This is a genomic window from Flavonifractor sp. An9 (assembly GCF_002161245.1).
GTDB lineage: Bacteria > Bacillota > Clostridia > Oscillospirales > Oscillospiraceae > Flavonifractor > Flavonifractor avicola.
Map to the genome: position 1 here is coordinate 30,740 of NZ_NFHC01000016.1, position 22,408 is coordinate 53,147.

A 22,408-nucleotide genomic window follows, 5' to 3' on the forward strand; every position below is an offset into this window, starting at 1 on the left:
CCTTCCTTTCTCTTACTTCAGGCTGAGGATCTCCCGGGCCTCGTCGGGAGTGGCAACCTTTTTGCCGAACTCCTCGATGACCCGGCGGGCCCGGTCCACGAACTGGACGTTGCTCTCAGCCAGCACGCCCTTGCTGTACATCACGTTGTCCTCCATGCCCACGCGGATGTGGCCGCCCAGGGCTACAGCGCCGTACAACATGGTGAGGGCAGAATGGCCCACGCCGAAGCAGCTCCAGGTGGAGCCGGGGCACAGGGACTCCATGGTCTCCTTCATAAAAATCAGGTTCTTCATGGTGCCGGGGATACCGTTGGCGCAGCCCATGCAGAACTGGAAGTGCAGCGGAGCCTTGAGCACACCCTTTTTGAGGTAATACTGGGCGTTGGCGATCATGCCGGGGTCAAAGGCCTCGATCTCCGGCTTGATGTGGTTGTCCTCCATGATCTTGCCCAGCTTCTCCAGGAAGGCGGGGGGATTGAGGAACAGGCCGGTGTGCATCCAGTTCATGGAACCGCAGTCGTAGGAGGCCATCTCGGGGCGCAGCTCCACAATGTGCTCGTAACGGCACTCCTCGTTGGGGAAGGACGCAGCGCCGGAGGTGGTCATATTCAGAATAATGTCGCAGTCGGGATGGTTGCCCCGCAGCAGCTCCACCGTTTCACGGAATTTATCCTTGTCCATGGCGCCGTTGCCTTCGTCGTCCCGCATATGCATATGGGCGATGGCGGCTCCCGCCTTCCAGCAGGCGTAGATATCCTCGGCAATCTCCGCGGGGGCCATGGGCACGTTGGGGTTGTTTTCCTTCTTGGGCCACGCGCCGGTGGTGGCCACAGTAATAATGGTCTTATCCTGGCTCATTTCCATTCCTCCTTAAAAACCTGATGTCCGCCCACTGGGACGGATCTCATAACGCCAAAGATAAGAAGCAAGACTCATGCCAATTTATTTTCGTCTTTCCGGGCCGGTTTGCAGCTTCATCCACCTTCGCTATTGCATTTCTGAAACAACCCGCCCGTTGTTTTCTCTTCTCTGTTGCATATTTGCATCGTGCAACAACTCAACCGGGCAGTTTTATGAAAAAACGCTCCGAGATTGTTGGCATCCGGCTTGCATCATCTCTCTCCTGAATCCACCTTACCACATTCAGAGAGGAGACATACTTATGAATCATGTTGCCATTGTTGCCGCCTGCCGCACCCCCATCGGAACCATCGGCGGCCAGTTCAAAACCCTCACCGCTCTGGACCTGTCTGTTCCGGTGATGCAGGCCCTGGTGAAGCGCTCCGGCGTGGATCCCGCCCTGATCGATGATGTAATCTGGGGCTGCAACTACCAGCGTACCTATCTGGAGAACAACCTGGCCCGGGTGGCTGCCATCAAGGCCGGTCTGCCCGAAACCGTGCCCGGTATCACCGTCCACCGCAACTGCACCTCCTCCATGTCCTCCATTCAGCTGGGCTTCTATCAGATCATGGCCGGAGAGGCCAAGTGCATCATGGCCGGCGGTGCCGACTGCATGAGCGCCGCTCCCTTTATGGTATTTGACGCCCGCTACGGCAAGAAATACGGCCACATGGAGCTGCGGGACTCCATGTGGGACTCCCTGACCAACCTGGGCGTGGGCCCCGCCATGGGCATCACCGCCGAAAACGTGGCCGACGCCTATCACGTCACCCGGGAGGACATGGATCAGTACGCCCTCCGCTCTCAGCAGCGGGCCGCCGCCGCCATCGATGCGGGTAAGTTTGAAGAGGAGATCATCCCCATCACCGTCCACGGCAGAAAGGGAGACACCGTCATTACCACCGACGAGCACGTTCGCCGGGACACCACCCTGGAGAAGCTGGCCAAGCTGAAGCCCACCTTCAAGGCCGATGGCCGGGTCACCGCCGGCAACTCCTCCGGCATGAACGACGCCTCCTCCGGCGTGCTGCTGATGGAGGAGGAGCTGGCCAAATCTCTGGGGCTGCCCGTTCTGGCCCGGGTGGTGGCCACTGCCACCACCGGCGTCTCCCCCGACCTGATGGGCATCGGCCCCATCAGTGCCACTCAGAAAACCCTGGAGAAGGCCGGCTTTACCGTGGCCGACATCGACCTTTTTGAGATCAACGAGGCCTTTGCCGCCCAGTGTGTGGCCTGCCAGCGGGAGCTGGGCATCGACGAGGACAAGCTGAACGTCAACGGCGGCGGCATCTCCCTGGGCCACCCCGTGGGCGCCACCGGCAGCCGTCTGGTAGTCACCCTGCTCCACGAGCTCAAGCGCCGTGGCGGCAGATACGGCCTGGCCACCCTGTGTGCTGGCGGCGGCATGGGTACCGCCGTCCTCATTGAGATGGCCTGAGCTTCGGTACGCCTATGAAAGATTTTGAATTTTCCTTCCCCACCCGGGTCATCTTCGGGCGGGATGCGGAGGGGCGGGCCGGGGAGCTGGCCGCCCCCTTCGGCCCCAATGTCATGCTTCTCTACGGCAGCGACCGCATCCGCCGCAGCGGCCTGCTGGACCGGCTCACCGCCGATCTGGAGGCCCACGGCCTGACGGTCACTCTGTTCGGAGGTATTCAGGAAAATCCCCTCCTCTCCAAGGCGGAGGAGGGGCGGCGGCTGGCCCGGGAGAAGAAGATCACCCTCCTGCTGGCCGTGGGCGGCGGCAGCGTCATTGACACCGCCAAAGCCGTCAGCCTGGGAGCCAAAAGCACCACGCCTCTCTGGGACATCTACTCCGGCAAGGGAAAAGCCCAAAAGGCTCTGCCCATCGGGGTGGTACTCACCACCGCTGCCACCGCCAGCGAGGCCAACAGCGTATCGGTGCTCTGTCATGATGAGCTTCATTTAAAGGTAGCCCTGGAGGAGCCGCTGACCCGGCCCCGTTTCGCCCTGATGGCCCCGGCCCTCACCTTTTCCCTGCCTCCCCGGCAGACCGCTTCCTGCGGAGTGGATATCTTTTCCCACGCCTTTGAGCGCTACTTCCACAAGGGCCAGCAGGGCACCCTCCGAAGCCAGATGTGCGCCGCTGTGATGCGCACCGTCATCGCCGAGTTGCCTAAGGCTCTGGCCAGCCCCGACGACTACGACGCCCGCAGCCAACTCATGTGGGCCGCCACCGTTGCCCACAGCGATATGCTGGGATTTGAGGGGGATTTCGCCTGTCACGCCATCTCCCACGTCCTTACCACCGCCCTGGGGCTTCCCCACGGCGTGGCTCTTGGCATTCTGATGACCGCCTGGTGCAAATATATGCTCACCGACGAGACCCAGGCCATTGCCGACTTCTCCACCCTGGTGTGGCAGGTTCCCCCCTGCTCCAGCCAGATCCAGACCGCCCAGAACGGGATCTCAGCCTTTCAGGATTTCCTCTGCTCGGCAGGCCTGCCCGTCACCCTGCGGGAAGCCGGTTTTGGCAATGTCTCCCTGGAGGAGCTGGCCCAGCAGGCTCTGCCCGGCGGGGCCGGCACTTTGGGAGGAAATTTCCGCCCCTTGGATTACGGCGCGGTGCTGAGCTTGTTGCAGCTGGCGCAGGGGTAAACTGTTGCAATTCGGAAATGCCCATTGCCGCTGTGCAACAGGTAAGTACCTTTCCTCCCGCTCAGCAGCCGTTTTCGGCCCTATTTTTCGGTATTTGTGTTGGCATCAGGATTGCTCTTATTCTGTTTCGCTAAATCAAGTGCGGAGAGAGGAGGCACGTCTTGCAGCCGGAGCAAACCCGGCACAGCGCAGCCAACATCCACATCCTACAGCGAAAATGAGGAGTGAGTAAAACTATGAGTAAAAAGAATCCCCAGATCGCCAGTGAAAACATGAAGATGAATTTCTCCAAAGGTTGGGGCATCATTCTCTATCAGGCCCTGATGTTCTTCTTCCTGATCGGCTTTTCCATTGACGGTCTGAACATCGTGGCCCCGGCCTTCTCCGAGGCCACCGGCGTGGACTACCCCAGCGTACTGAGCATGGCTACCGTGGCCGGTATGATCGGTGTGGTTGTCTACATCTTCATTGCCCGCATCAACGTGAAGGTGGGAGCCCGGCTGCTGTCCGGCGTGTGCCTCATCGGCGCCGGCGCCTCCTACATCTTCCTGGGCAACAGCAAGACCCTGGTCACCTACTGCATCGCCCTGACCCTGGTTACCTGCTTCATCAACGGCGCCGCCTACATCGCCGGCAATACCCTGATTGCCCAGTGGTTCCCCAAAAAGAAGGGCCTGGCCAACGGCTTCACCACCATGGGCCATAACTGCGGCTCCGCCTTCTATGTGCCTCTGATCTCCTTCGCCATCGGCACCTTCGGCTTTGCCAGCGGCATGAGCTATGTGGCCATCGGCGCCATCGTGCTGGGCATCATCGGCCTGATTTTTGTCCGCAACACCCCCCAGGAGTGCGGAATGTATCCCGACAACGTCACCAAGGATGTCTATGAGCGGGAGTACTTCCAGGGCAACAGCGAGGACAACGGGGGCTGGACCGCCGGCAAGCTGCTGAAAACCAAGGAGCTGTGGCTGTGCGCCCTCATCATCGGCATCAACCAGCTGGTCACCACCGGCGTCATGAGCCAGCTGGTAGTCCGCAACACCAGTCTGGGCTTCTCCCAGGAGTCCGCTGTGGGTCTGATGACCGTTTGCGCCATCATCGGCGTGTTCGGCTCCTACCTCTTCGGCGCCATTGATCAGAAGTTCGGCGTCAAAAAGGCCATTATCCTCTTCCTCATCTGGTACTGCATCGCCCTGGCCGTCAACTGCACCGACACCACCATCGGCGTGTATGTGTCCGTGGCCATGATTGGTATTGCCGTGGGTGCCGCCGCCAACTTTATCGTTTCCCTGCCCGCCTCCGTGTTCGGCCGCCACGGCTTCACCATGGTGAACTCCGTGTTCTTCCCCCTGATGCAGATCGTGCTGATGACCAACTACCTGGTCAACGCCTTCGCGCTGAAGGTGACCGGCAGCCTGCGGGGCGCCTACATCTTCTACATCGGCCTGCTGGTGGTCAACATGATCCTCACCGCCGTGATCAACCCCACCAAGTACAACAAGGACGTGGCTACCGAGCAGGAGCTGCTGAAGTAAGCTGATTCCATTCCCTTTCTATTCCATTTATATCCCTCTAAACAGCAAGGCCCGCCGGAAGATTCCGGCGGGCCTTGCTGTTTATTTGAATCAGCTTCTGCGGTTTTCGTAGTCAATTTCGTACTGTTTGATTTTACGACAGATGGTGGAGGCGTTGATGTTCAGCTTGCGGCTGGCATCCCGCAGGTTGGAGGAGCCTTTCAGCACCTGCTCCAGAAGGCGCTTTTCAAAGTCCGCCACCGCCGTATTGAAGTCCATGCCCTCGGCAGGCAGCTCAGGGACGGGCTCCAGCTGGGGTGTCTCTGCCTTGGGGGCGGTGGGCTGGAGCTCAGGGACCTCCTCCGGCACGTTCAGCAGGCCGCGGAGCACGTCGTCCTCAATCCGGCCAATGCCGGAGCTGCACAGAATCAGATACTCCATCACATTTTCCAGCTCCCGGATATTGCCCGGCCAGGAATAGCGCTTCATGTAGTCGATCTGCCACTGGGTCAGGCTGAAGCTGCGGTCGTACTTCTTGGTAAAGCGTTCAATAAAGTAATCGCACAGGTCCTCAAAATCCTCGGTGCGCTGCCGCAGGGCGGGCACCGAGATGGGAATCACATTGAGCCGGTAGTAGAGGTCCTGCCGGAAGGTGCCCTCCGACACTTTTTTCTTCAGATCCGCGTTGGTCAGGGCCAGAAAACGGATGTCCAGCTTGATGGGCCGGGTACCGCCGATGCGGGTGATCTCCTGGGACTGGATGGCCCGCAGCAGCTTCACCTGCAGGTCCATGGGCATATCCCCGATCTCATCCAGCATCAGGGTGCCGTGGTTGGCGTACTCGAACAGGCCCACCTTGCCCTTGGCGTTGGCGCCGGTAAAGGCCCCCTTCTCATAGCCGAACAGCTCGGACTCCAGCAGGTGGCCCGGGATGGAGGCGCAGTTGATCTTCACATAGGGCTTGTCCCGACGCAGGCTGCGGCGGTAGATCTCGTCGGCCACCACCTCTTTGCCCACCCCCGACTCGCCGGTGATGAGCACCGAGGCGTCAGTGGGCGCGATCCGGTCCAGCAGGGTATCGATCTGCTTCAGCGAGCCGTATTTTCCCACCATACTGCCCGACAGGTGCTTGTCCGAATCCTTGGTGATGGTTCTGGGGTGGATGGCGTTGACCTCTTTGACAAAGGCCTCGAAATCCTCCTGCAGGGAACTGAGGCTCATAATGGGCCTGCTGCAGGCCACTACCTGGCGCAGCGATCCGTCCGGCTTGAAAATGGGCGTTCCCATCACATAGCCCACCAGGGGCTCCCCGGTTTTATAGGTAGTAGACAGGCGGAAAGCGCTCTTTTTGTTCTCCAGCACGCTGGTCACCGCCCCACCGGTAAAGAGCTTGTCCTCCCCGATCAGGGCATGAATATCCCGGTTTAGTACCTCATCCTCGGTGATCCCCGTATTGCGGGTATAGGCCGGATTGATGTAGAGGACAGTCCCATCGGCATCCGTGATCATGATGCTGTCATCCAGCCCGTCCACTACCTCTTTAAAGTCAATGCCCCGGTCATGGAAGGCCTGCAGGCGGTGATCGATCTCCTCCAGCTTGGCCACCAGCTCCGGGCGGTCACTCTCATCCATCACAAGCCGCAGCAGCTTTCTTACTTCTCTTATGGCGGAATATTGGTTCATCGCGCTCCTCCTCACCGTTTCTGTCGGGCATTGCACCGGCACTCAAGTACCGCAAAGGGAAATCCATTTTGTTCAAAAGGTCAGTTCCTTGATCTGGGCAATGCCCTCCCGCTGGACGCCCCGGGCATAGGGATACTCTGGATAACCGAACCCCAAAATCAGGCTGTAATACCGGTCCTGGGGAATTTGCAGCAGCTTTTCCACCTCCGGCATATGGGACAGGGCCCCCACCGGGTAGGACATAATGATGGACCCAAGGCCGTGGGAGGCGCAGATCAGGTCAAACCAGGCCGCGGCCAGCACCGGGTCGGTCTGCCACTGGCCTCTGCCCCGCTGGGAGTGGATCACCAGAATATGGGGCGCGTTGACAAAGAACATATCGCCCGGATTGCGGCCGGGCTCCCACTCCAGCTGCTTCTCCCAGTCGCTTTTGGTGAAGGAACCGGGATAGATCCCCTGCTCCGCCAGCCGGAAGGCCTCCTCCCGCACCAGCTTGCGCAGCTTGTCCATCTCCGCCTTCCGGTACACCACGTTGAAGCCCAGGGTCTGCAAGTTGCTGCCGGTAGGCACATTCTCCAGCAGCCGGAGCATCTGGTCGATCTCCTCCCGGGGCACCTCCCGGTCCTGATAGCGGCGGCAGGCCCGCCGGTTGCGCATCAGGGCCTCCAGCTGGCGGGCGTTAGCCCCCTCTTCCGGCAGCAGGGAGTCCTTGGGGTCCTTGTCAAAGATAGAAATGGCGCCGGTGGGACATACCGCCAGACAGTGCTGGCAGCGGTAGCAGCCGTCCCAGCCCACAATGCCGTCCGCCTCCGCCTTCATCTTTGGGACCCCCTGTTCATCAAAGTACAGGATCACCGAAGAACAAGATGCAACGCACCTGCCACAGTGGATACATTGATCCGGGTTTGCCTTGAAATGAAAGCTCTTCACCAGCTCCACGCTCCTTGTCTTTCCATTTGAGTAATCTCTATTATAGCCTGCCTGTCAACTCGATGTCCAATCTGCGGTACCAGCGGCGCCTTAGATGGCTCAAGCCTAACAAAAGGAATTGAGCAAATGGGATGCCAGCTTTATCCATGTTTCGCCGTTGCAATGGCGCCTATTTTCTTCCTTGTTTTATTGCGCTTTTGCAACTTGTTGCCAATCCGCCTCCCGCAGATCGTTGCTATTTCGCAACGTCCATATGAGTCCCGTGGGAAACAGGGCTGTTTTCCCCTTAAAATTTCTGGCACGGGATTTGCTCTATCTACAGGCAAGCACAATGTTGTCTGCGACAACCCAGCTGACAAAGATCAAAAAGAAAAGAGGAATCAACCATGGGTAAGATCAAAGCAGTGTTTGTTGGCACCGGCATGATCGGAGCCGGTCTGGCTGCCAACGCCATGCTGAACGGCTACGAAACTGTTCTTTACGATGTGGTCCCCCAGGAAAAGATGAGGGAGAACATCAGCCACATTCTGGACATTCTGGTGGAGGCGGGGGCCGCTACCAAAGCACAGGCTGACCAGGCCCTGGCCGACTGCCAGTTCTCCAACAACCTGGAGGAGGCAGTCAAGGGCGCCGACTTTGTTCAGGAGTGCATCCCCGAGCGGCTGGAGCTGAAAAAATCCACCTATGCCGCCATTCAGAAGGTAACCGGTCCCGACGCCGTCATCTGCAGCTCCACTTCCAAGCTCTTCCCCACCAAGCTGCAGGAGGACGCCCTCTATCCCCAGTCCATCCTGGTGGGCCACCCCTACAACCCCTCCTACCTGCTCCCCCTCATTGAGCTGTGCGGCGGCGAGCAGACCTCTCCGGAGGCCATCCAGCGGGCCAAGGAGATCTACACCGGCATGGGCAAGGTGGCGGTGGTCTGCAAGAAAGAGATCTACGGTTTTATCGTCAACCGCCTGTCCTGGGCCGCACTGGAGGCTGCCAAGGAGTGCGTGCGCGACGGCGTCTGCTCTGTGGAGGATATGGACAAGGCCATCATGTTCGGCCCCGGAATGCGCATGGCAGTAACCGGCCAGCTGCTCACCATCAGCCTGGGTGTGGACGGCGGCTTCCGGGCCATCGCTGAGAAATACGGCGAGGAGCCCACCCCCTGGAACGAGGTTTATGCCCAGGGCGTGGACGAGGAAATCGCCAACCGGGACCCCTCCATGGGCAACACGGTGGACGGCGTGTGCAAATTCCGGGATCACGCCTTCGCGGAACTGCTGAAGCTCCACAAGCTGCTCTGATCCCGCTTGGGGCCACACTTGTTTCAGTTTTGCAACAAGCTTTGACCCTTGTCCCGTTTCCGCAACACATCTGCCCCTCATCCCCCCTGTTTCCAGCCAATTTACCCCACAAATACTTGGCATTTGATTTGCAGTTATCATCGGTGTAATTGATGACACACCAAATTCTGAAGGGAGAACTGAGTATGTCTGATAAAAAAGCACTGGTCGCTCTGGCCAAGGAGGCCAGCATCCAGGAGAGCGTCACCAAGGTCTTTGACCTGATGGGCGGCGTCACCAACATGATCAAGCCTGGCACTACCGTAATGCTCAAGCCCAACGCCGGTCACGCCTCCCCTGCCGACACCTCCGTGTGCACCAACCCCGAGGTGGTTCGGGCCGTGATCCGTGAGGTCAAGAAGGCCAATCCCAAGAGCATCGTCATCGCCGAGGCCGCCGCCATCGGCTGCGACACCATGGAGTGCTACGAGGTCTCCGGTATCGCCGATGTGGCCCGGGAGGAGGGCGTGGAGCTCTACGACATTAAGGCCGACAAGGACCTGATCAACGTGGCTGTCCGGGGCTACCGCTCCAACCTGCACCACGTCAAGCTGCCCCGCCGTCTGCTGGAGGCCGACCACCTGATCAACCTGCCTATCCTCAAGGCCCATGCCAGCATGGTGTTCTCCTGCGCCCTGAAGAACATCAAGGGCGTGGTGCAGGATGCCGTTCACCTGCAGATGCACCAGCAGAACCTGACCATGGCCATGATGGACGTGTGGAGCGTCTGCCGGGCCGACATCAACATTGTGGACGCCATCCGTCCCGCCAGCGGCTACTCTCCCCACACCCCGGTGCCCATCGAGGTGGGCTGCATCCTGGGCTCCACCGACCCTGTGGCCGTGGACCTGATCGCCTGCGACCTGGTGGGCATCGACGCCGAGGCGGTGGACTACTTCCGGGTGGCCGCTGAGACCGGTCTTGGCATCACCGAGCGGGAGGACATCGACGTGGTGGGCGCCTCCGTCAAGGACTGCTACAAGAAGATGTGGGTTCCCTACATCGGCGACATGAGCACCCGCTGGCCCGAGTACAAGGTGCTGTGCGACGGCGCCTGCTCCAGCTGCCAGGCCCTGCTGGCCATCAACATGGAGACGCTGAAGGCCATCGGCGACTATGAGCGCCGCTCCGATTTCGTGGTGGTGGCCGGCGGCAAGAACCAGATTCCTGCCGACGTGGACGACAAGAAGCTGGTTCTCCACGGCAACTGTACCCGCAAGTACCTGAAGGATCACCCCAACGCCATCCACATCGAGGGCTGCCCCCCCTCCGAGCCGCTGCTCTATATGTCCATCAGCAACGGCGAGCTGGTCCACGGCAAGGGCGGCCAGATGAGCGAGTACATCCGTCCCCGTATGGCCGCCGATCAGCCGGTGTGGCGCAAGTATGTGGAAGAGCAGGCCAAGAAATTCTACGGCAGTCAGGAAGGTTGACCATGGCGTTTCAATATGTGGACTATCCCCAGGAGATGAAGGATCTGCTCAGCCGCATTTTCAGCGACGCTTTTATGCAGGCCCACACCCGCTTCCAGTCCTTTGAGGGCTTCCGTTACTCCAGCGCGGTGTTCGTCAACTGGAATTCCGACCAGCTCATCTATAATGAGGCTCTGCTGGACCGCTTTGTGCAGGAGAGCACCCAGTTCTCCTCCTGGGAGGAGATGGTGCGCACCGCCGCCGACCAGTGCTTTCAGCCCGCCGCCTGTTCCTGAATTTAAAGATTCCAAATCCATTCTAAACGAAAAGGAGTTATTATTATGAGCAAGACCGTTCTTGTAGACCTGTCTCATCCCTTTGGCCGGGGCAATCCCCTGTGGCCCTCCAACGGCGATTTCCATATCGACCGCGTGCAGCATATGCCCATGCACTACCGCCTGCTGCAGACCTTCAACGACTTCCATATGCACAACTCCACCCACGCCGACTCCCCCTCCCACGTGATTCCCGAGGGCGCCTTCACCCATGAGCTGCCCCTGGAGAACTACTATGGCCCCGCTGTCTGCCTGGACATTCCCAAGAAGCACTGGGAGCTTATCACCGTGGAGGATATTGAGAAGGCCGCTGCCAAGGTGGAAGGCGGCATTCAGGAGGGCGACTGGGTCCTCATCTGCACCGGCATGAACAAGCGCTGGGGCGAAAACGATGACTACTTCATGTACTCCCCCGGTATGTCCATTGAGGGCGCCCACTGGCTGGTGGATCACAAGGTCAAGGGCGTGGGCTTTGACCTGCAGGCTCTGGACCACATCCTGTACACCTACGCCGCCCAGCACGGCCCCGGGCCCTACGTCCCCCGCATCGTGGACGAGTACAAGAAGGAGTTCGGCCATGAGCCCCTGGAGGACTTCCCCGAGTGGGAGCCCGTCCACACCATCCTGCTGAGCAACAACGTCATGGGCATTGAGAACCTGGGCGGCGACATCGAGAAGGTCAAGGGTCAGCGCTTCACCTTCTGCGCCTTCCCCCTGCGCTGGTACATGGGCGACGGCACCATCGTCCGGGCCGTGGCCATGATCGACGAGGACAAGATCAACAAGGACGTGCCCGACCGCGTCTACAAGTACGGTGTGTATTGATCCATATCCATAAAAAAGAGATGACAGGCCAAAGCCTGTCATCTCTTTTTTTAATCTTCCGTGTTCTCCACAGGTCCCTCCGGCTCACAGATCCGCCGGACAAAGCGCTCCAGGATGGTTACCGCCCACTGGGCCGCCTGCTGGAAGGCGGGATCATGCTTCTCCCGCACATCCGAGGGCAGCGCCTCATAGCAGGGCCGGTTGGCCCAGTCCTCCAGGAAGCCGTGGTGGGTCTGGTTCAGCACGCGGTATTCCGTGTCCACCCCTGCCTCCTGCAGCATACGAACATAGTGCTCTCCCTCCTGCCGCAGGGCATCCCGCTCGGCCAGCAGCACCAGGGCGGGGCAAAGTCCTCTCAGCTGCTCCAACGTGGCGCAGACCGGCGAGACGTGGGGGGTCCGTCCGTTGGGCCTGGGTGCAGTACAGCGCGGCAAAGGCCTCCATGACCTCCTGGTCCATATCCGCCGCGAAATGGGGCTTCTCACTGGGCTGATGCACGCTGTCCAGGTAGGGATAGCACAGAATTTGTCCTTTTAGTGCAAACTCCCCCCGCTCCTTGGCCAGCATAGCGCATACCGTAGCCAGATTGGCGCCGGCACTGTATCCCATCACGATCATCTGTTTCGGATCAATGGAGTACCGGTCCGGGTGTTGGGCAAACCAACGGACCACTTCATATACATCTTCCACCGCGGCAGGATAGGGATGCTCCGGCGCCAGCCGGTAGCCCACCCCCACCACGGTCATATCCAGTTCCTGAGCCAGCAGCTCGCAAAAGCCGTCGCACTTCTCCCCGTCTCCCAACACAAAGCCGCCGCCGTGCAGTTCAAAGATCACGGGCCGGTTTTTGGATCGGGCCGGATGGACCCACACGGGGATCTCCCTGCCAGCGCATGGTACGGAAAAGGGCAGCCCTGTGATGGGCTGCCCCAATACCGCTTCCCGCTGGGAACTGCGGAGGGAGGGCAAAAGCTTTACAAAACTGCGCAGAAACGGGTCTTCGTATCGCATCTGTTTCATCTGTACGCTTTCGCTCCGTTTTCTTATTTTGCGCTGTGGCTCTTGGCCTTCGCCAGCAGCTCCTGCTCGATGGCGGCGTCGTCAGACTCCTTCTTGTCGTCGATCCGGGAGATCACAAAGGCACCGATGAGGCAGAGTACCACGAACACGCCGTAACCGGCAAACCAGTTGTTGCCGCCGCCCAGGCTCTTGCCCAGCACCAGGATGGCAAAGCCGCAACTCTGGATGATGGTGGCCAGAGGAGTGCACACCCGGTTGGCGGACATGAACTCATAGCGGCCGAACTTGGAGATGACCATGCTGGGCATCAGGTTGGGGATGCCGCCGGCGGTGAAGCACAGTCAGGCGGTGAGCACGGTACACATAATGACGGGCATCTGGTGCAGGAACATCATGCCGATAAGGAACACCACATAGGTCAGGTTGTAGAGCACGCCAGCCCGCTTGGTGCCGATGTTGGTATCCAGCCAGCCCCAGCAGAAGCTGCCGATCAGACCCACCAGGGTGCAGCCGGACAGGATGGCCACCGGCCCGAAGGGATCGGCGAAATAGCCGGTGCTCATCATACGCACGATGATCTGGCTCATGACGCCGGCGGTGGTGGCCCAGGGAATACCGAAGCCGATGACGATCATCCACACGCTCTTGTTCTTCAGCAGGTCTACAATGGAATACTTGGTCTTGAAGTAGCGGGTCAGGTCCTCCCGGGTGTCCTGATGGGCCCGGTTCTCCGGACGGATGTTGTCAGGATAGCAGCCCTTCTCCTCAGGGGTATTGGTCATAAAGATCAGGGTGACAAAGCCCAGCACCAGCAGCACCACAGCCAGGGCGTTACAGAAGCCGGTCCAGCCCCAGCTGCCGGCGAAGCACCAGGTCACGAAGGGCACCAGGATCATGCTGGTCAGGGGCAGGCCCATGGTGGTCCAACCCATAACCACGCCCTTCAGAGTGGGGAACCAGGAGCCTACAAAGCCGTGGTGGACGGCAAAGGCCAGACAGGTGCCGAAGATCTGCACAAAAAACAGGCCGATGGTATAGTTGGTGAAGTTGGTGATACGCCCAAAGCAGAACACCGCGATGGCCATGCCGAAGCAGGAGACCACGGCCACCAACTTGGTGCCCTTTTTCAGCACCAGGGTGGTGAAGAGCAGGCCCAGCAGGCAGCAGATGATGCCGATGGGGGTCAGCATGGCGGTCAGCATATCGCTGGTGATCTCGGTACCGCTGACCTGAGACAGGTAGGCGGCCAGGCTGGCGCCGTAACCGTTGATGCCGTCCACCGCAAAGGCGGAGTACATCATCTGGTAGACGATACAGATCAGGACCAGAAACCATCCCCAGCCGCCGAAGTTGACGGCAGAGGAAACCTTATGTTTGTTTTTCATATTCCATTCCTCTTTTCTCATTGAATCAAGGCATCATATCCGGCGCCGAAATGGGTCATGGGGTTCAAAAGCGCCGCTGCCTGCGCTGATTCTGTTACACGGAACTTACCTCAGGGTTCAAAAGAAAAGCCGGACCACACCGGTACGCCGGTGTATTCCTTGGGGGCCTCGGCGCCGGTCAGGTAGCGGATGGCACCGCTGGCCAGGGCCTCCATCTCAAAGTCGCCGCCGTAGACGATGAAGGGAGCCACCCAACCGGCGTACTCCTTGACCTTGTCCACAAAGCGCTTGCTGTTGGACACGCCGCCGGTCATGACCACCGCGTCCACCTTGCCCTGGAGCACACAGGCATAGCTGCCGATGTTCTTGGCCAGCTGATAGGCCATGGCGTCAAAGACCAGCTCCGCCCACTTGTCGCCCTCGGCAATGCGGCGCTCCAGCTCCAGGGCGCTGTCGGTACCGGCCAGGCCCAGCCAGCCGCCGGTCTTGCTGACCTTGTTCTCCACTTCCTTCTGGCTGTACTCCCCGGAGAAGCACATCCGGATCACCGGCATCAGAGGCACGTTGCCGGAGCGGTTGGGGGCCATGGGGCCCTCGCCCTGGAGCACATCGTTGCCGTCGATGATGCGGCCGTTCTGCTGGGCGGTGATGGACAGGCCGCCGCCCACATGGCACACCACCAGGCTGCTGGTCTCGTAGGTCTTGCCCAGCTCCTTGGCGGCCCGCATGGCCACCTCCTTCTGGTTGAGTACATGGACGTGGCTCTCCCGGTAGATGCCCTTGATACCGGACACACGGGCCAGGTCCTGGAACTCGTCGGTGTCAGGGGGATTGACCAGCAGGGCGGGTTTGCCGGTCTGCTGGCTGAAGCGATGGATGATCTGAGCGCCCAGAATGGCGGGGTACTCAAAGATCCGGGGCTTGGTGCAGTCGGCAATGATCTTGTCATTCACAGGGAAAATACCGCCGGGGGTGGACTCCAGGCCGCCGGAGTAGGCGGCGAAGGCGTCCATCTCCTCCAGGGAGATGCCCTCCTTGCCCAGCTCAGCCAGAATGGTCTCCACCCGGTAGGGCAGCTGATCGTTGACCTTGGCAAAGCTCTTCAGGGTCTCGGGATCGTGAGTGACGTTGGCTTTGAAAATACGCTCCTCCCCGTCAAAAACCGCCAGCTTGGTGCTGGTGGAGCCGGGGCTCAGGGTAAAGATCTTGTATCCCATGGTGTTCCTCCTGTTCTCTTACTGATTGGCGGCAGCAATGACCACCATGGCGATGTCGCCGGTCATCTCCTCCACGCTGGAACCCCGGGAGGAGTCGGCCACCGGCTTCTGGAAGCCGGAGAGGGTGTGGCCGTAGCCCTTGCCGTGGCCGAAGCGCTGGATCAGCTTGACGGCAATGTTGGCGGCGTTGAGCTCGGGGAACACCAGGATGTTGGCCTGGCCTGCCACAGAGGACTCCCGGCCCAGCTTTTTGGCTGCCACCGCCGGGTCCAGGGCGGCGTCCAGCTGGAACTCACCGTCCAGCTTCAGGTCGGGGCGGCGCTCCTGGGCAATGCGCAGGGCCTCGGTGATCTTGTCCACACTGTCGGCGGCACCGCTGCCCAGGGTGGAGAAGGACAGGAAGGCCGCTCTGGGCTCCCAGCCCATCAGGGCACGCACATTGTCACAGGTGGCAATGGCGATACCCGCCAGCTCGCTGGGGGTGGGGGCCGGGTTCAGGCCGCAGTCGGTAAGCACAATGCGGTCCCCCTCAGGGCCCTCAAAGCCGGGCACCTCCATCAGGGCGAAGATGGAGGGTACCTCCACCCCCTCCTGCATCCCGATCACCGTCTGGGCGGCCAGCAGCACGTCGCCGGTGGTATTGGTGTGGCCGCAGAAGGTGCAGTCCACATCCCCCACCTTCTCCAGCATCATGGCATAGTAGATGGGGTTCTTCATCTTCCGCAGGCAGGCCTTCTCGCTGAGCATCATCTCTTCCTTGGGGAAGCGGGCGGCCAGATCGGCCCGGCCGGCCTCGTCGGTGATGTCCACAATCTCCATACCCTCGGTGGAAACCCCTGCTTTCTCGGCGGTCTCCCGGATCACGGCGGGATCGTTCACCAGCACGGGCATACCGATGCCGGAGTCCAGCACTGCACGGGCGGCCAGCAAGGTCTTTTCTGCTTCACATTCGGGCAGCGCCACCCGCTTGGGGTTCTGCGCCGCCTTCTGAATCAGTTCCTGAATCAGGTTTGCCATAGTTCCTCCTCATTGCTGTTCGGTCCCCCCTGCGCCAGGGCAAAGGCAACCGTGTAATCTGCATTGTGGGTCAGGGTCAGCAGAATGGAGCGAATCCCCCGGCGGCGGGCGGCCTCCGCTGCACTGGCGTGGAGGCGAACCGCCGGGGCACTCAGATCACCGCCCAGGATCTCAATCTCCCGGAGGGGCAGTCTAGTGTCGGTGGGCAGGCCCAGGGTCTTGAACACCGCCTCTTTGGCGGCAAACCGGCCGCAGAAGTAGCTGTGCCGGTCCCGGCGCTCCGCTCCCTCCCGCTGCTCCATGGCTGTGAAGGTGGCATGGCAGAAGGGGTCCTCCGGCTTCAGCCATTCCGGCCGAAGCTCTGTTTTGGTCACGATGTCAGTGCCAATTCCCACTACCATACCACACTCCACGCCTTTCAATCAATCAGTTGCTCTCAAAGCCCATGTCCATGTAGTAGTCGTACTTGGTGGGGATCATGGGCACCTGGAGGAAGCTCTCATACTGTCCGCCGGTGTGAATGATGTGGTTGCCGTGGTTGTCGGTATCCCAGGCCAGGGGCTCGAACCAACCCTCACGGATGTAGCGGCCGGCGATCTGGACCCGGATGCGCTCGCCCTTGTGCCAGAAGCGGCTGGAGGGCACGATGGCAATGTCTACAGGCACGATCTCGCCCTTGGACAGCTTCAGCTCCCGCTTCTGGGCCAGCACGGGGCAGAACTTGGTGGACAGCTTCTCATCCAGTTCACGGCGGGATACACGCATCTTGCCCCAGGCGCCGGGGTGGGGCTCGTTCAGAGTGAACCAGGGAATCCAGCGGCCGGAGGCGTCCGCCTTCTGAATGTTGACAAACAGGTCCATATCGTCGTGGCCGTCGGCCTCCACATACAGGCGCAGGTACATATAGCCGGTCAGCTCGGTATCCTCGTCAAAGGCCATGTCGAACTCCACCTTGCCGGTGTTGCCGTCGTAGGAAATCTGGCTCTCGTTCTCCACAGGGGTGGTCTGGAGGCTGGTGTCGGCGGCGTTGAGGTAGAGCTTCTTGTACTGGGTGCGTTCCAGGGGGAAGCTGGTCTCGGGACGGCGGTCGGCATGGTCCAGGTCAAAGGCGTCCATCACGTCCACACGCACCTTGGGGGTCATCTCCCAGCCGTTGTGGATGTCCTTCAGATAGCGGTCATAGAAGCGCTTCAGATCCTCCAGATTCTCGGGGGTGTAGGTGTCGGGCCACTCAAAGTCCCGGTGGATGCGCAGCCACTTGCGGCGGCTCTTGCACCGGCGCCAGGCGTTGATGGAGCCGGGCAGGTGGAAGTGGCTCCAGCCGGCGGTCTGATAGACGGGGATCTTCACGCTGGCCCAGTCGGCGATCTTGTCCTGCCAGTAGGCGTTCATGAAGGGGTACTTGCGGGCCATGGCCACCTGGTCATCCACGCCGCCGGTGCCGGTGACCTGAGCGGCAATGAACTCATTGAAGCTCAGGGCGGGGATGCCGCCCTCGTAGAGGCTCTCACGGAACAGGTCGGTGGTGCACTCCCAGGGAGCGATGCAGGCCAGGTGAGGGGGCTGCATGGCGGCGATGCCCCACTGGTGCATGGCAACGCCGGAGTTGCCGGACATACCTACCTTGCCGTTGCACCAGTGCTGCACGGCCAGCCACTCCACGAAGTCGTAGCCGTCCTCCCGGTCCTGGTGAGTAAACATATGTACGTCGCCCTCGGAGTGGCCGGCACCCCGCACGTCCACGTTGGCCACCGCGTAGCCCTGGTAGCACCAGTACATGGGGTCGGGGCTCTCGAACTTGGCCAGCTTGGAGACGGTGTGAGGGGGTACGCCCATGATCTGCCACTCGCTCATGCCGTCGCCGGGGCGCTTGCCGAACCAGCTCCAGGACACGATGGCGGGATAGGTGCGGCTCTCATCCTTGGGACGGAAGATATCGCAGTAAATGGTCGCGCCGTCCCGCATCTTCACGGGAACGTCCTGCTCGCACAGGATGCCGGGGGCGGCCTCATAGACACACTGGTTGAAAGCGGGGCAGAAGCCCTGACCCATCCGGGCCATGGGGTCGTCGCTGGTGGCCAGGTCGATCTCTTCCTGATTGGCCACCGGCTTGCGGGCCACCCGGTAGATGGCCTCCAGCTCCTCGCCGCCGAACACTTCCTTCTTGACTACATATTCACCCTTGGGACACTCTGCCATGGTATTCAGCTCCTCTCGCTTTTTTAGCCGTTCTCGACCAGATCGTACACATACTCAATGGCCTCGCCGATGGTCTTCTTCCGGCGGAAGGTCATGTAGGGGATCTCTACGTCAAACTCGTCCTCCAGGAAGGTGGTGATCTGGGAGTAATGGACGGATTTCGCGTTCAGATCCTCCACAAAACGCAGGTCCTCGGTGAGCTCTTCGGGCTTTTTCCCAAACAGGGGCGCTGCCCGCTGGATCAGCTTGGCCTTTACTTCTTCACGCACAGATGCAGACATTTTTATACCCTCCATTGTTAATTTTGAATAGATTCAGCAACTTTCCTTGCTTTCATGTGGTGTATTGTACTATAATAAAAAGCGATTCAAAATGTGCTGGAGTGTAAACTGACCCGGTAAAATGCGCGGCGCATTTGTGCTTCAGCACAATGGAACCAGGATGGAGGGAAGTATGCTTGGAACTGTTTCGTCTGCTGGAGGAGTCGAAATTTGAAGACGTAGTCTGGCTGCGTTCCATTGACCGTCACGCGGAGATCGATACCTTTTTGCCTGCCGATCATAACGACGCGCCGGAGATCGGGGTTCTCTATGTGGGGCCGTTGGAACACCTGCCTTCCCCCCGATTCGGTATCAGTTATCTGTGCACCGGCCCCATGCCGGATGACAGTCAGCTGCCCGCCTGGGAGGGGGTCAATCTGGTTTGGACCTCCAGTCCCCCTGACTATGTGATCCGGCGGGTCAGCGAAAGCTTGGCCCAGCAGTACCGCTATCAGTCTGCCTGCGGAGAACTGGTAGGCGCCTTATCCACCGGCCGGGGACTTCAGCACCTGCTGGACTGCGCCTACCGGGTACTGGGCAACCCACTGATCGTAGTAGACACAAGCTATAAAATCCTGGCCATCAATGCCGACCTGGCCCTTCAGCGGGCTGACTTGGCTCGTCAGAAGGATATCGGTTATATGCTGGATGCCAACATTCAGGCCATGAAGCGGGTCAAGCTGTACGAGCACGCCCGGCAATTCCACTATCCCTACTACCGGAAGGATCCGTAGGCTGCTCACGGCTGGATTACCGCCCTGGTGTACTCCGACGGCATCGAAGTAGCCCAGATCGGCGTGATGGACTGCAACCGGCCGTTTCACCGCTACGACTTTGAACTGGTCCATTTCCTCTGCCGGCTGGTGGCACTGGATATGCAGAAAAATGATTTTTACGGCACCAACGTCAACCTGCAGCACAGCGTGCTGCTGGGCGACCTGCTCAACGGCGATGTAACTGACGGAGAGACCGCCACCGTCCGCAGCGCCCAGCTGGGCTGGGTGTTGAGCAACAGTATGTATATCATCACGGTGTTCGATCAGCACTTCGGCGTTTTTGATCGAAAAGCCAGACTGGTATCGGAAGCGCTCCATTCCCTGCTGCCTAACAGCCGCTGGGTCATTTATGACAATAAAATCGTCTATTTCGTTACCTATCCCGCCGATAGCTACGCGGAGGAAGCCTTAAATGACGGATTATTGGAATATCTGTCCAAAAACAAGCTCTCCGCCGCCATCAGCGGCCGTTTTCAGACGTTGCTGGAACTCCGTCAGGCCTACCAGCAAAGCCTGGCCGCCTTCGAGCTGGGCTGCCGGGTCAATCCCGGCCAGACGGTCTACTGCTACCGGGACTACCTGCCCTATCATATCGGAGAGCTACTGTCACGCCATGCCCCCCTGCGCTCCTTCTGCCATCCCGCTGTGCTCCGCCTTGCGGAGTACGATCATGCCAACCAGACCCAGTACCTGGCTACTCTGTCCAGTTATCTGAAATATGCTGAGACCCCCCACAAAGCGGCAGATGAGTTGTTTATCCATAAGAACACCCTGTTTTACCGCATCCGGCAAATCAAGGAGCGCTTCGGCCTGCATCTGGAGGACGGCAGCGAGCGGATGCGGATCCAGCTGACGCTGGCCTTTTTGCAGCTGATCCAATAAACGCAAAAAGGAGGCGGTCCCAATGGACCGCCTCCCCGGAGTATGTTACACTGTGTTAAAAGCCGCTGATGGTCTTGGCAATGACCGCGAATACCGGCAGGGTGATGATGGACAGCAGGGTGGAAAGGGTGATAACCTGTACGCCGGGCACCGTGTCCCGCCCAAACTGCTGGGCGAAGATGCTGGTGGTACCGGCCACCGGGGTGGCGGCCAGAAGCACCAGGGCACAGTAGAGTCCGGCAGGCAGTCCAAAGGGCAGCAGGACCAGCGCCGTCAGCCCGGGCACCAGGATCAGCTTAAGGAAGGACGCCAGATAGAGCACCGGCTGCCGGAAGGCGCCCCCCAGGTCAGCTGCGGCCAGCTGCGCGCCAATGACGATCATGGCCAGCGGCGTGTTCAGGTCGCCCAGGAACGAGATGGTAGAGGACACTGCGTCGGGGAAACGAAATCCGCCGAAAAAGATTACCAGGCTCACCGCCAGGCCGATCACACCCGGGTTGATGATGGCCTTTTTGATAGAAAAGGCCTGTTTGCCTCCCATGATGACCACACCCAGCGTCCAGGTGGTCAGGTTGAAGGCCGCAAGGGAGAGGGCGCCATACACCAGTGCCTCGCTGCCCAGGATGGATTCCACCAGAGGGACTCCCATAAAGCCTACATTGCCGTACACCATGGCAAAGCGCAGGCTGTCCCTGGTATCCGCCGGACATTTCCGGAAGAAAAGCATGGATACCGCCAGGTAGACCAGATAGCAGGCCACAGCGATCACCGCGCCCACGCACAGCTGCTGCACCAGCTCCGGCGTCCGCTCCACCTGGAAACACTCGATCATGACGCAGGGACATACGATGTACAGCAGCAAAAACGACATCTGGCTCAGTCCTGCGGAGGAGAGCTTTTTCATTTTTCCCAGGCCAAATCCCACTGCCATCATCAAAAACAGCGTGGCCACCTGCCCGGTTACCGTCAGTAAATTGTTCAGCACCGTGATTCCTCCCTAATTTTGTCTATGGTACCTGCATTAAAGCACAGTTCCCGCCCAAAGGGAAATCATGATTGCAGATAAGCCCATTCCAAATTGAGATAGAGGCATACAGGAGAGAGCGCTCTATGGATGATAAATTATTAAAAACCTTTCTGGCGGTAGCCGATCACTGCTCCTTCACCGCCGCGGCAAAGGAGCTTTATCTGGCCCAAAGCGCCGTCAGCAAGCACATCCACCAGCTGGAAAAAGAGCTGCAGGTCCATCTGTTTGTGCGGGACACCCGTATGGTCCGGCTGACAGACGCCGGGACCCGCTTCTACCGGGAGGCCACTGATCTGCTGGAGCGGATGGAAAATGCCGCCGCCGCCCTCCGGCAGGACGCCGCGCCGCTGCCGGACAAGCTGCACTTTGGTGCATTCAGCGCCCTGTACACCGAGATCACGGACCTGCTCCGTCGGTTTTGCCAGGACTTTCCCCAGATTTCCGTCACTCTGGACTGGTTTGAATTTGGTACGCTGGTCCCCACCCTCGTCCACGGAAAGCTGGACGGCGCCTTCACCGTCAGCTTTGAACTGCTGGATCAGCCCCGTCTGGCCTCTCAAAAGCTGGAGGACGGCGCCCTGTTCGTGCTGGTGGGAAAGCAAAGTCCCCTGGCTGGCCGGACCACCCTCCGGCTGGCCGATCTGGCGGGGGCCACCTACTACACCATGCGGCCCGACGTCAGCCCCAACGGTTATGCCAGCATTCTGAACTACTTTCTGGAGCACCACTTCCGCCCGTCAGAGACCTGCAGGCTGACCAGCCACGAGTCCGTGCTGCTTCAACTCCAGATCGACCCCAACGGCTACGGCTTGATGAGCGATTTTCAGTTCCGGCAGCATCCCGGCGTGGTCTTTATCCCACTGGAACAGGAAGAGCAGCCCTCCAGCCATCTGTTTGATCTGGTGGCCGCCTGGGACCGCCAGCTGGTCACCCCCGCCCTATCCTCCTTTCTCAACTGGCTGGCCAACTATGCCCCACCTGGCTGATCCCACACCATTCCGTTCAACCGCATG

At 59.9% G+C, this 22,408-nt stretch carries 22 protein-coding genes; 10 read left to right on the plus strand and 12 right to left on the minus strand.

The window, feature by feature from the left end; genetic code table 11:
* Positions 1–12: 12 nt before the first annotated feature.
* The gene (locus tag B5G40_RS10810) at positions 13–858 is read right to left on the minus strand and encodes a 3-keto-5-aminohexanoate cleavage protein (RefSeq protein ID WP_343286733.1); all 846 of its coding nucleotides are present in this window, start codon (positions 856–858) and stop codon (positions 13–15) included.
* A gap of 304 nt (positions 859–1,162) precedes the next feature.
* Between B5G40_RS10810 and B5G40_RS10815 the strand changes: the two genes are divergently transcribed.
* From B5G40_RS10815 to B5G40_RS10825, 3 genes are all read left to right on the plus strand, one after another.
* On the plus strand, positions 1,163–2,341 hold the full coding sequence (locus B5G40_RS10815) for a thiolase family protein (RefSeq protein ID WP_087399612.1): 1,179 nt from the start codon (positions 1,163–1,165) through the stop codon (positions 2,339–2,341).
* 14 nt (positions 2,342–2,355) lie between these two features.
* On the plus strand, positions 2,356–3,522 hold the full coding sequence (locus B5G40_RS10820; protein WP_087399613.1) for an iron-containing alcohol dehydrogenase: 1,167 nt from the start codon (positions 2,356–2,358) through the stop codon (positions 3,520–3,522).
* 236 nt (positions 3,523–3,758) lie between these two features.
* Positions 3,759–5,057: an MFS transporter gene (locus tag B5G40_RS10825; protein ID WP_087399614.1), complete on the plus strand. Its 1,299-nt coding sequence runs from the start codon at positions 3,759–3,761 to the stop codon at positions 5,055–5,057.
* 90 nt (positions 5,058–5,147) lie between these two features.
* Here the strand turns inward: B5G40_RS10825 and B5G40_RS10830 are convergent, their stop codons facing one another.
* Positions 5,148–6,719, minus strand: a complete 1,572-nt coding sequence (locus tag B5G40_RS10830; RefSeq protein WP_087399615.1) for a sigma-54 interaction domain-containing protein — start codon at positions 6,717–6,719, stop codon at positions 5,148–5,150.
* 72 nt (positions 6,720–6,791) lie between these two features.
* A complete protein-coding gene (locus B5G40_RS10835) occupies positions 6,792–7,658 on the minus strand; it encodes a nitroreductase family protein (RefSeq protein ID WP_087399616.1) in 867 nt (288 codons plus the stop codon).
* Positions 7,659–8,035: 377 nt separating this feature from the next.
* Between B5G40_RS10835 and B5G40_RS10840 the strand changes: the two genes are divergently transcribed.
* From B5G40_RS10840 to B5G40_RS10855, 4 genes are all read left to right on the plus strand, one after another.
* On the plus strand, positions 8,036–8,941 hold the full coding sequence (locus B5G40_RS10840) for a 3-hydroxyacyl-CoA dehydrogenase family protein (RefSeq protein WP_087399617.1): 906 nt from the start codon (positions 8,036–8,038) through the stop codon (positions 8,939–8,941).
* 185 nt (positions 8,942–9,126) lie between these two features.
* Positions 9,127–10,413 (plus strand): DUF362 domain-containing protein, encoded by a 1,287-nt coding sequence (locus B5G40_RS10845; protein WP_087399618.1) that lies wholly within the window; start codon positions 9,127–9,129, stop codon positions 10,411–10,413.
* Between the two features lie 2 nt (positions 10,414–10,415).
* Positions 10,416–10,688 carry a hypothetical protein gene (locus B5G40_RS10850; RefSeq protein ID WP_087399619.1) on the plus strand — a complete coding sequence of 91 codons (273 nt, stop codon included), beginning with the start codon at positions 10,416–10,418 and terminating at the stop codon, positions 10,686–10,688.
* Between the two features lie 45 nt (positions 10,689–10,733).
* The gene (locus B5G40_RS10855) at positions 10,734–11,552 is read left to right on the plus strand and encodes a cyclase family protein (RefSeq protein WP_087187165.1); all 819 of its coding nucleotides are present in this window, start codon (positions 10,734–10,736) and stop codon (positions 11,550–11,552) included.
* 50 nt (positions 11,553–11,602) lie between these two features.
* Here B5G40_RS10855 and B5G40_RS17350 read toward each other — a convergent pair whose 3' ends face one another.
* The 8 genes from B5G40_RS17350 to B5G40_RS10900 form a co-directional block, all read right to left on the minus strand.
* Entirely contained in the window at positions 11,603–12,037 is a 435-nt protein-coding gene (locus B5G40_RS17350) for an alpha/beta hydrolase fold domain-containing protein (protein WP_275533060.1), read from the minus strand.
* 558 nt (positions 12,038–12,595) lie between these two features.
* Complete coding sequence (locus B5G40_RS10870; RefSeq protein WP_087399621.1) at positions 12,596–12,880, minus strand: hypothetical protein; 285 nt, start codon at positions 12,878–12,880, stop codon at positions 12,596–12,598.
* Between the two features lie 33 nt (positions 12,881–12,913).
* Positions 12,914–13,957 (minus strand): MFS transporter, encoded by a 1,044-nt coding sequence (locus tag B5G40_RS10875; RefSeq protein ID WP_158099520.1) that lies wholly within the window; start codon positions 13,955–13,957, stop codon positions 12,914–12,916.
* 110 nt (positions 13,958–14,067) lie between these two features.
* Complete coding sequence (gene buk / locus B5G40_RS10880) at positions 14,068–15,174, minus strand: butyrate kinase (protein ID WP_087399623.1); 1,107 nt, start codon at positions 15,172–15,174, stop codon at positions 14,068–14,070.
* Positions 15,175–15,192: 18 nt separating this feature from the next.
* The gene (locus B5G40_RS10885) at positions 15,193–16,191 is read right to left on the minus strand and encodes a phosphate acyltransferase (protein ID WP_087187170.1); all 999 of its coding nucleotides are present in this window, start codon (positions 16,189–16,191) and stop codon (positions 15,193–15,195) included.
* Positions 16,179–16,592 (minus strand): holo-ACP synthase, encoded by a 414-nt coding sequence (locus B5G40_RS10890; protein WP_087399624.1) that lies wholly within the window; start codon positions 16,590–16,592, stop codon positions 16,179–16,181. The genes B5G40_RS10885 and B5G40_RS10890 overlap by 13 nt, the downstream gene beginning before the upstream one ends.
* A gap of 25 nt (positions 16,593–16,617) precedes the next feature.
* Positions 16,618–18,390: a CocE/NonD family hydrolase gene (locus B5G40_RS10895; protein WP_087399625.1), complete on the minus strand. Its 1,773-nt coding sequence runs from the start codon at positions 18,388–18,390 to the stop codon at positions 16,618–16,620.
* Positions 18,391–18,413: 23 nt separating this feature from the next.
* The gene (locus B5G40_RS10900; protein WP_242955287.1) at positions 18,414–18,671 is read right to left on the minus strand and encodes an acyl carrier protein; all 258 of its coding nucleotides are present in this window, start codon (positions 18,669–18,671) and stop codon (positions 18,414–18,416) included.
* 176 nt (positions 18,672–18,847) lie between these two features.
* On the opposite strand from B5G40_RS10900, the gene B5G40_RS10905 reads away from it, so the two are divergent.
* Positions 18,848–19,444 (plus strand): hypothetical protein, encoded by a 597-nt coding sequence (locus tag B5G40_RS10905; protein WP_087399626.1) that lies wholly within the window; start codon positions 18,848–18,850, stop codon positions 19,442–19,444.
* Positions 19,445–19,471: 27 nt separating this feature from the next.
* A complete protein-coding gene (locus B5G40_RS10910; RefSeq protein WP_087399627.1) occupies positions 19,472–20,368 on the plus strand; it encodes a PucR family transcriptional regulator in 897 nt (298 codons plus the stop codon).
* A gap of 55 nt (positions 20,369–20,423) precedes the next feature.
* Here the strand turns inward: B5G40_RS10910 and B5G40_RS10915 are convergent, their stop codons facing one another.
* Complete coding sequence (locus B5G40_RS10915) at positions 20,424–21,353, minus strand: AEC family transporter (protein ID WP_087187174.1); 930 nt, start codon at positions 21,351–21,353, stop codon at positions 20,424–20,426.
* 125 nt (positions 21,354–21,478) lie between these two features.
* Between B5G40_RS10915 and B5G40_RS10920 the strand changes: the two genes are divergently transcribed.
* On the plus strand, positions 21,479–22,381 hold the full coding sequence (locus tag B5G40_RS10920) for a LysR family transcriptional regulator (RefSeq protein WP_087399628.1): 903 nt from the start codon (positions 21,479–21,481) through the stop codon (positions 22,379–22,381).
* The last annotated feature ends 27 nt before the right edge of the window (positions 22,382–22,408 follow it).

Bases quoted from the DNA above. Each gene is read 5' to 3' on its own strand.
- B5G40_RS10825 (WP_087399614.1), top strand. From the start codon at position 3,759: ATGAGTAAAAAGAATCCCCAGATCGCCAGTGAAAACATGAAGATGAAT.
- B5G40_RS10890 (WP_087399624.1), bottom strand. From the start codon at position 16,592: ATGGTAGTGGGAATTGGCACTGACATCGTGACCAAAACAGAGCTTCGG.
- B5G40_RS10815 (WP_087399612.1), top strand. From the start codon at position 1,163: ATGAATCATGTTGCCATTGTTGCCGCCTGCCGCACCCCCATCGGAACC.
- B5G40_RS10855 (WP_087187165.1), top strand. From the start codon at position 10,734: ATGAGCAAGACCGTTCTTGTAGACCTGTCTCATCCCTTTGGCCGGGGC.
- B5G40_RS10845 (WP_087399618.1), top strand. From the start codon at position 9,127: ATGTCTGATAAAAAAGCACTGGTCGCTCTGGCCAAGGAGGCCAGCATC.
- B5G40_RS10820 (WP_087399613.1), top strand. From the start codon at position 2,356: ATGAAAGATTTTGAATTTTCCTTCCCCACCCGGGTCATCTTCGGGCGG.
- B5G40_RS10870 (WP_087399621.1), bottom strand. From the start codon at position 12,880: ATGCCCAGCATGGTCATCTCCAAGTTCGGCCGCTATGAGTTCATGTCC.
- B5G40_RS10895 (WP_087399625.1), bottom strand. From the start codon at position 18,390: ATGGCAGAGTGTCCCAAGGGTGAATATGTAGTCAAGAAGGAAGTGTTC.
- B5G40_RS10810 (WP_343286733.1), bottom strand. From the start codon at position 858: ATGAGCCAGGATAAGACCATTATTACTGTGGCCACCACCGGCGCGTGG.
- B5G40_RS10850 (WP_087399619.1), top strand. From the start codon at position 10,416: ATGGCGTTTCAATATGTGGACTATCCCCAGGAGATGAAGGATCTGCTC.
- B5G40_RS10875 (WP_158099520.1), bottom strand. From the start codon at position 13,957: ATGAAAAACAAACATAAGGTTTCCTCTGCCGTCAACTTCGGCGGCTGG.
- B5G40_RS10920 (WP_087399628.1), top strand. From the start codon at position 21,479: ATGGATGATAAATTATTAAAAACCTTTCTGGCGGTAGCCGATCACTGC.
- B5G40_RS10885 (WP_087187170.1), bottom strand. From the start codon at position 16,191: ATGGCAAACCTGATTCAGGAACTGATTCAGAAGGCGGCGCAGAACCCC.
- B5G40_RS10830 (WP_087399615.1), bottom strand. From the start codon at position 6,719: ATGAACCAATATTCCGCCATAAGAGAAGTAAGAAAGCTGCTGCGGCTT.
- buk (WP_087399623.1), bottom strand. From the start codon at position 15,174: ATGGGATACAAGATCTTTACCCTGAGCCCCGGCTCCACCAGCACCAAG.
- B5G40_RS10840 (WP_087399617.1), top strand. From the start codon at position 8,036: ATGGGTAAGATCAAAGCAGTGTTTGTTGGCACCGGCATGATCGGAGCC.
- B5G40_RS10900 (WP_242955287.1), bottom strand. From the start codon at position 18,671: ATGTCTGCATCTGTGCGTGAAGAAGTAAAGGCCAAGCTGATCCAGCGG.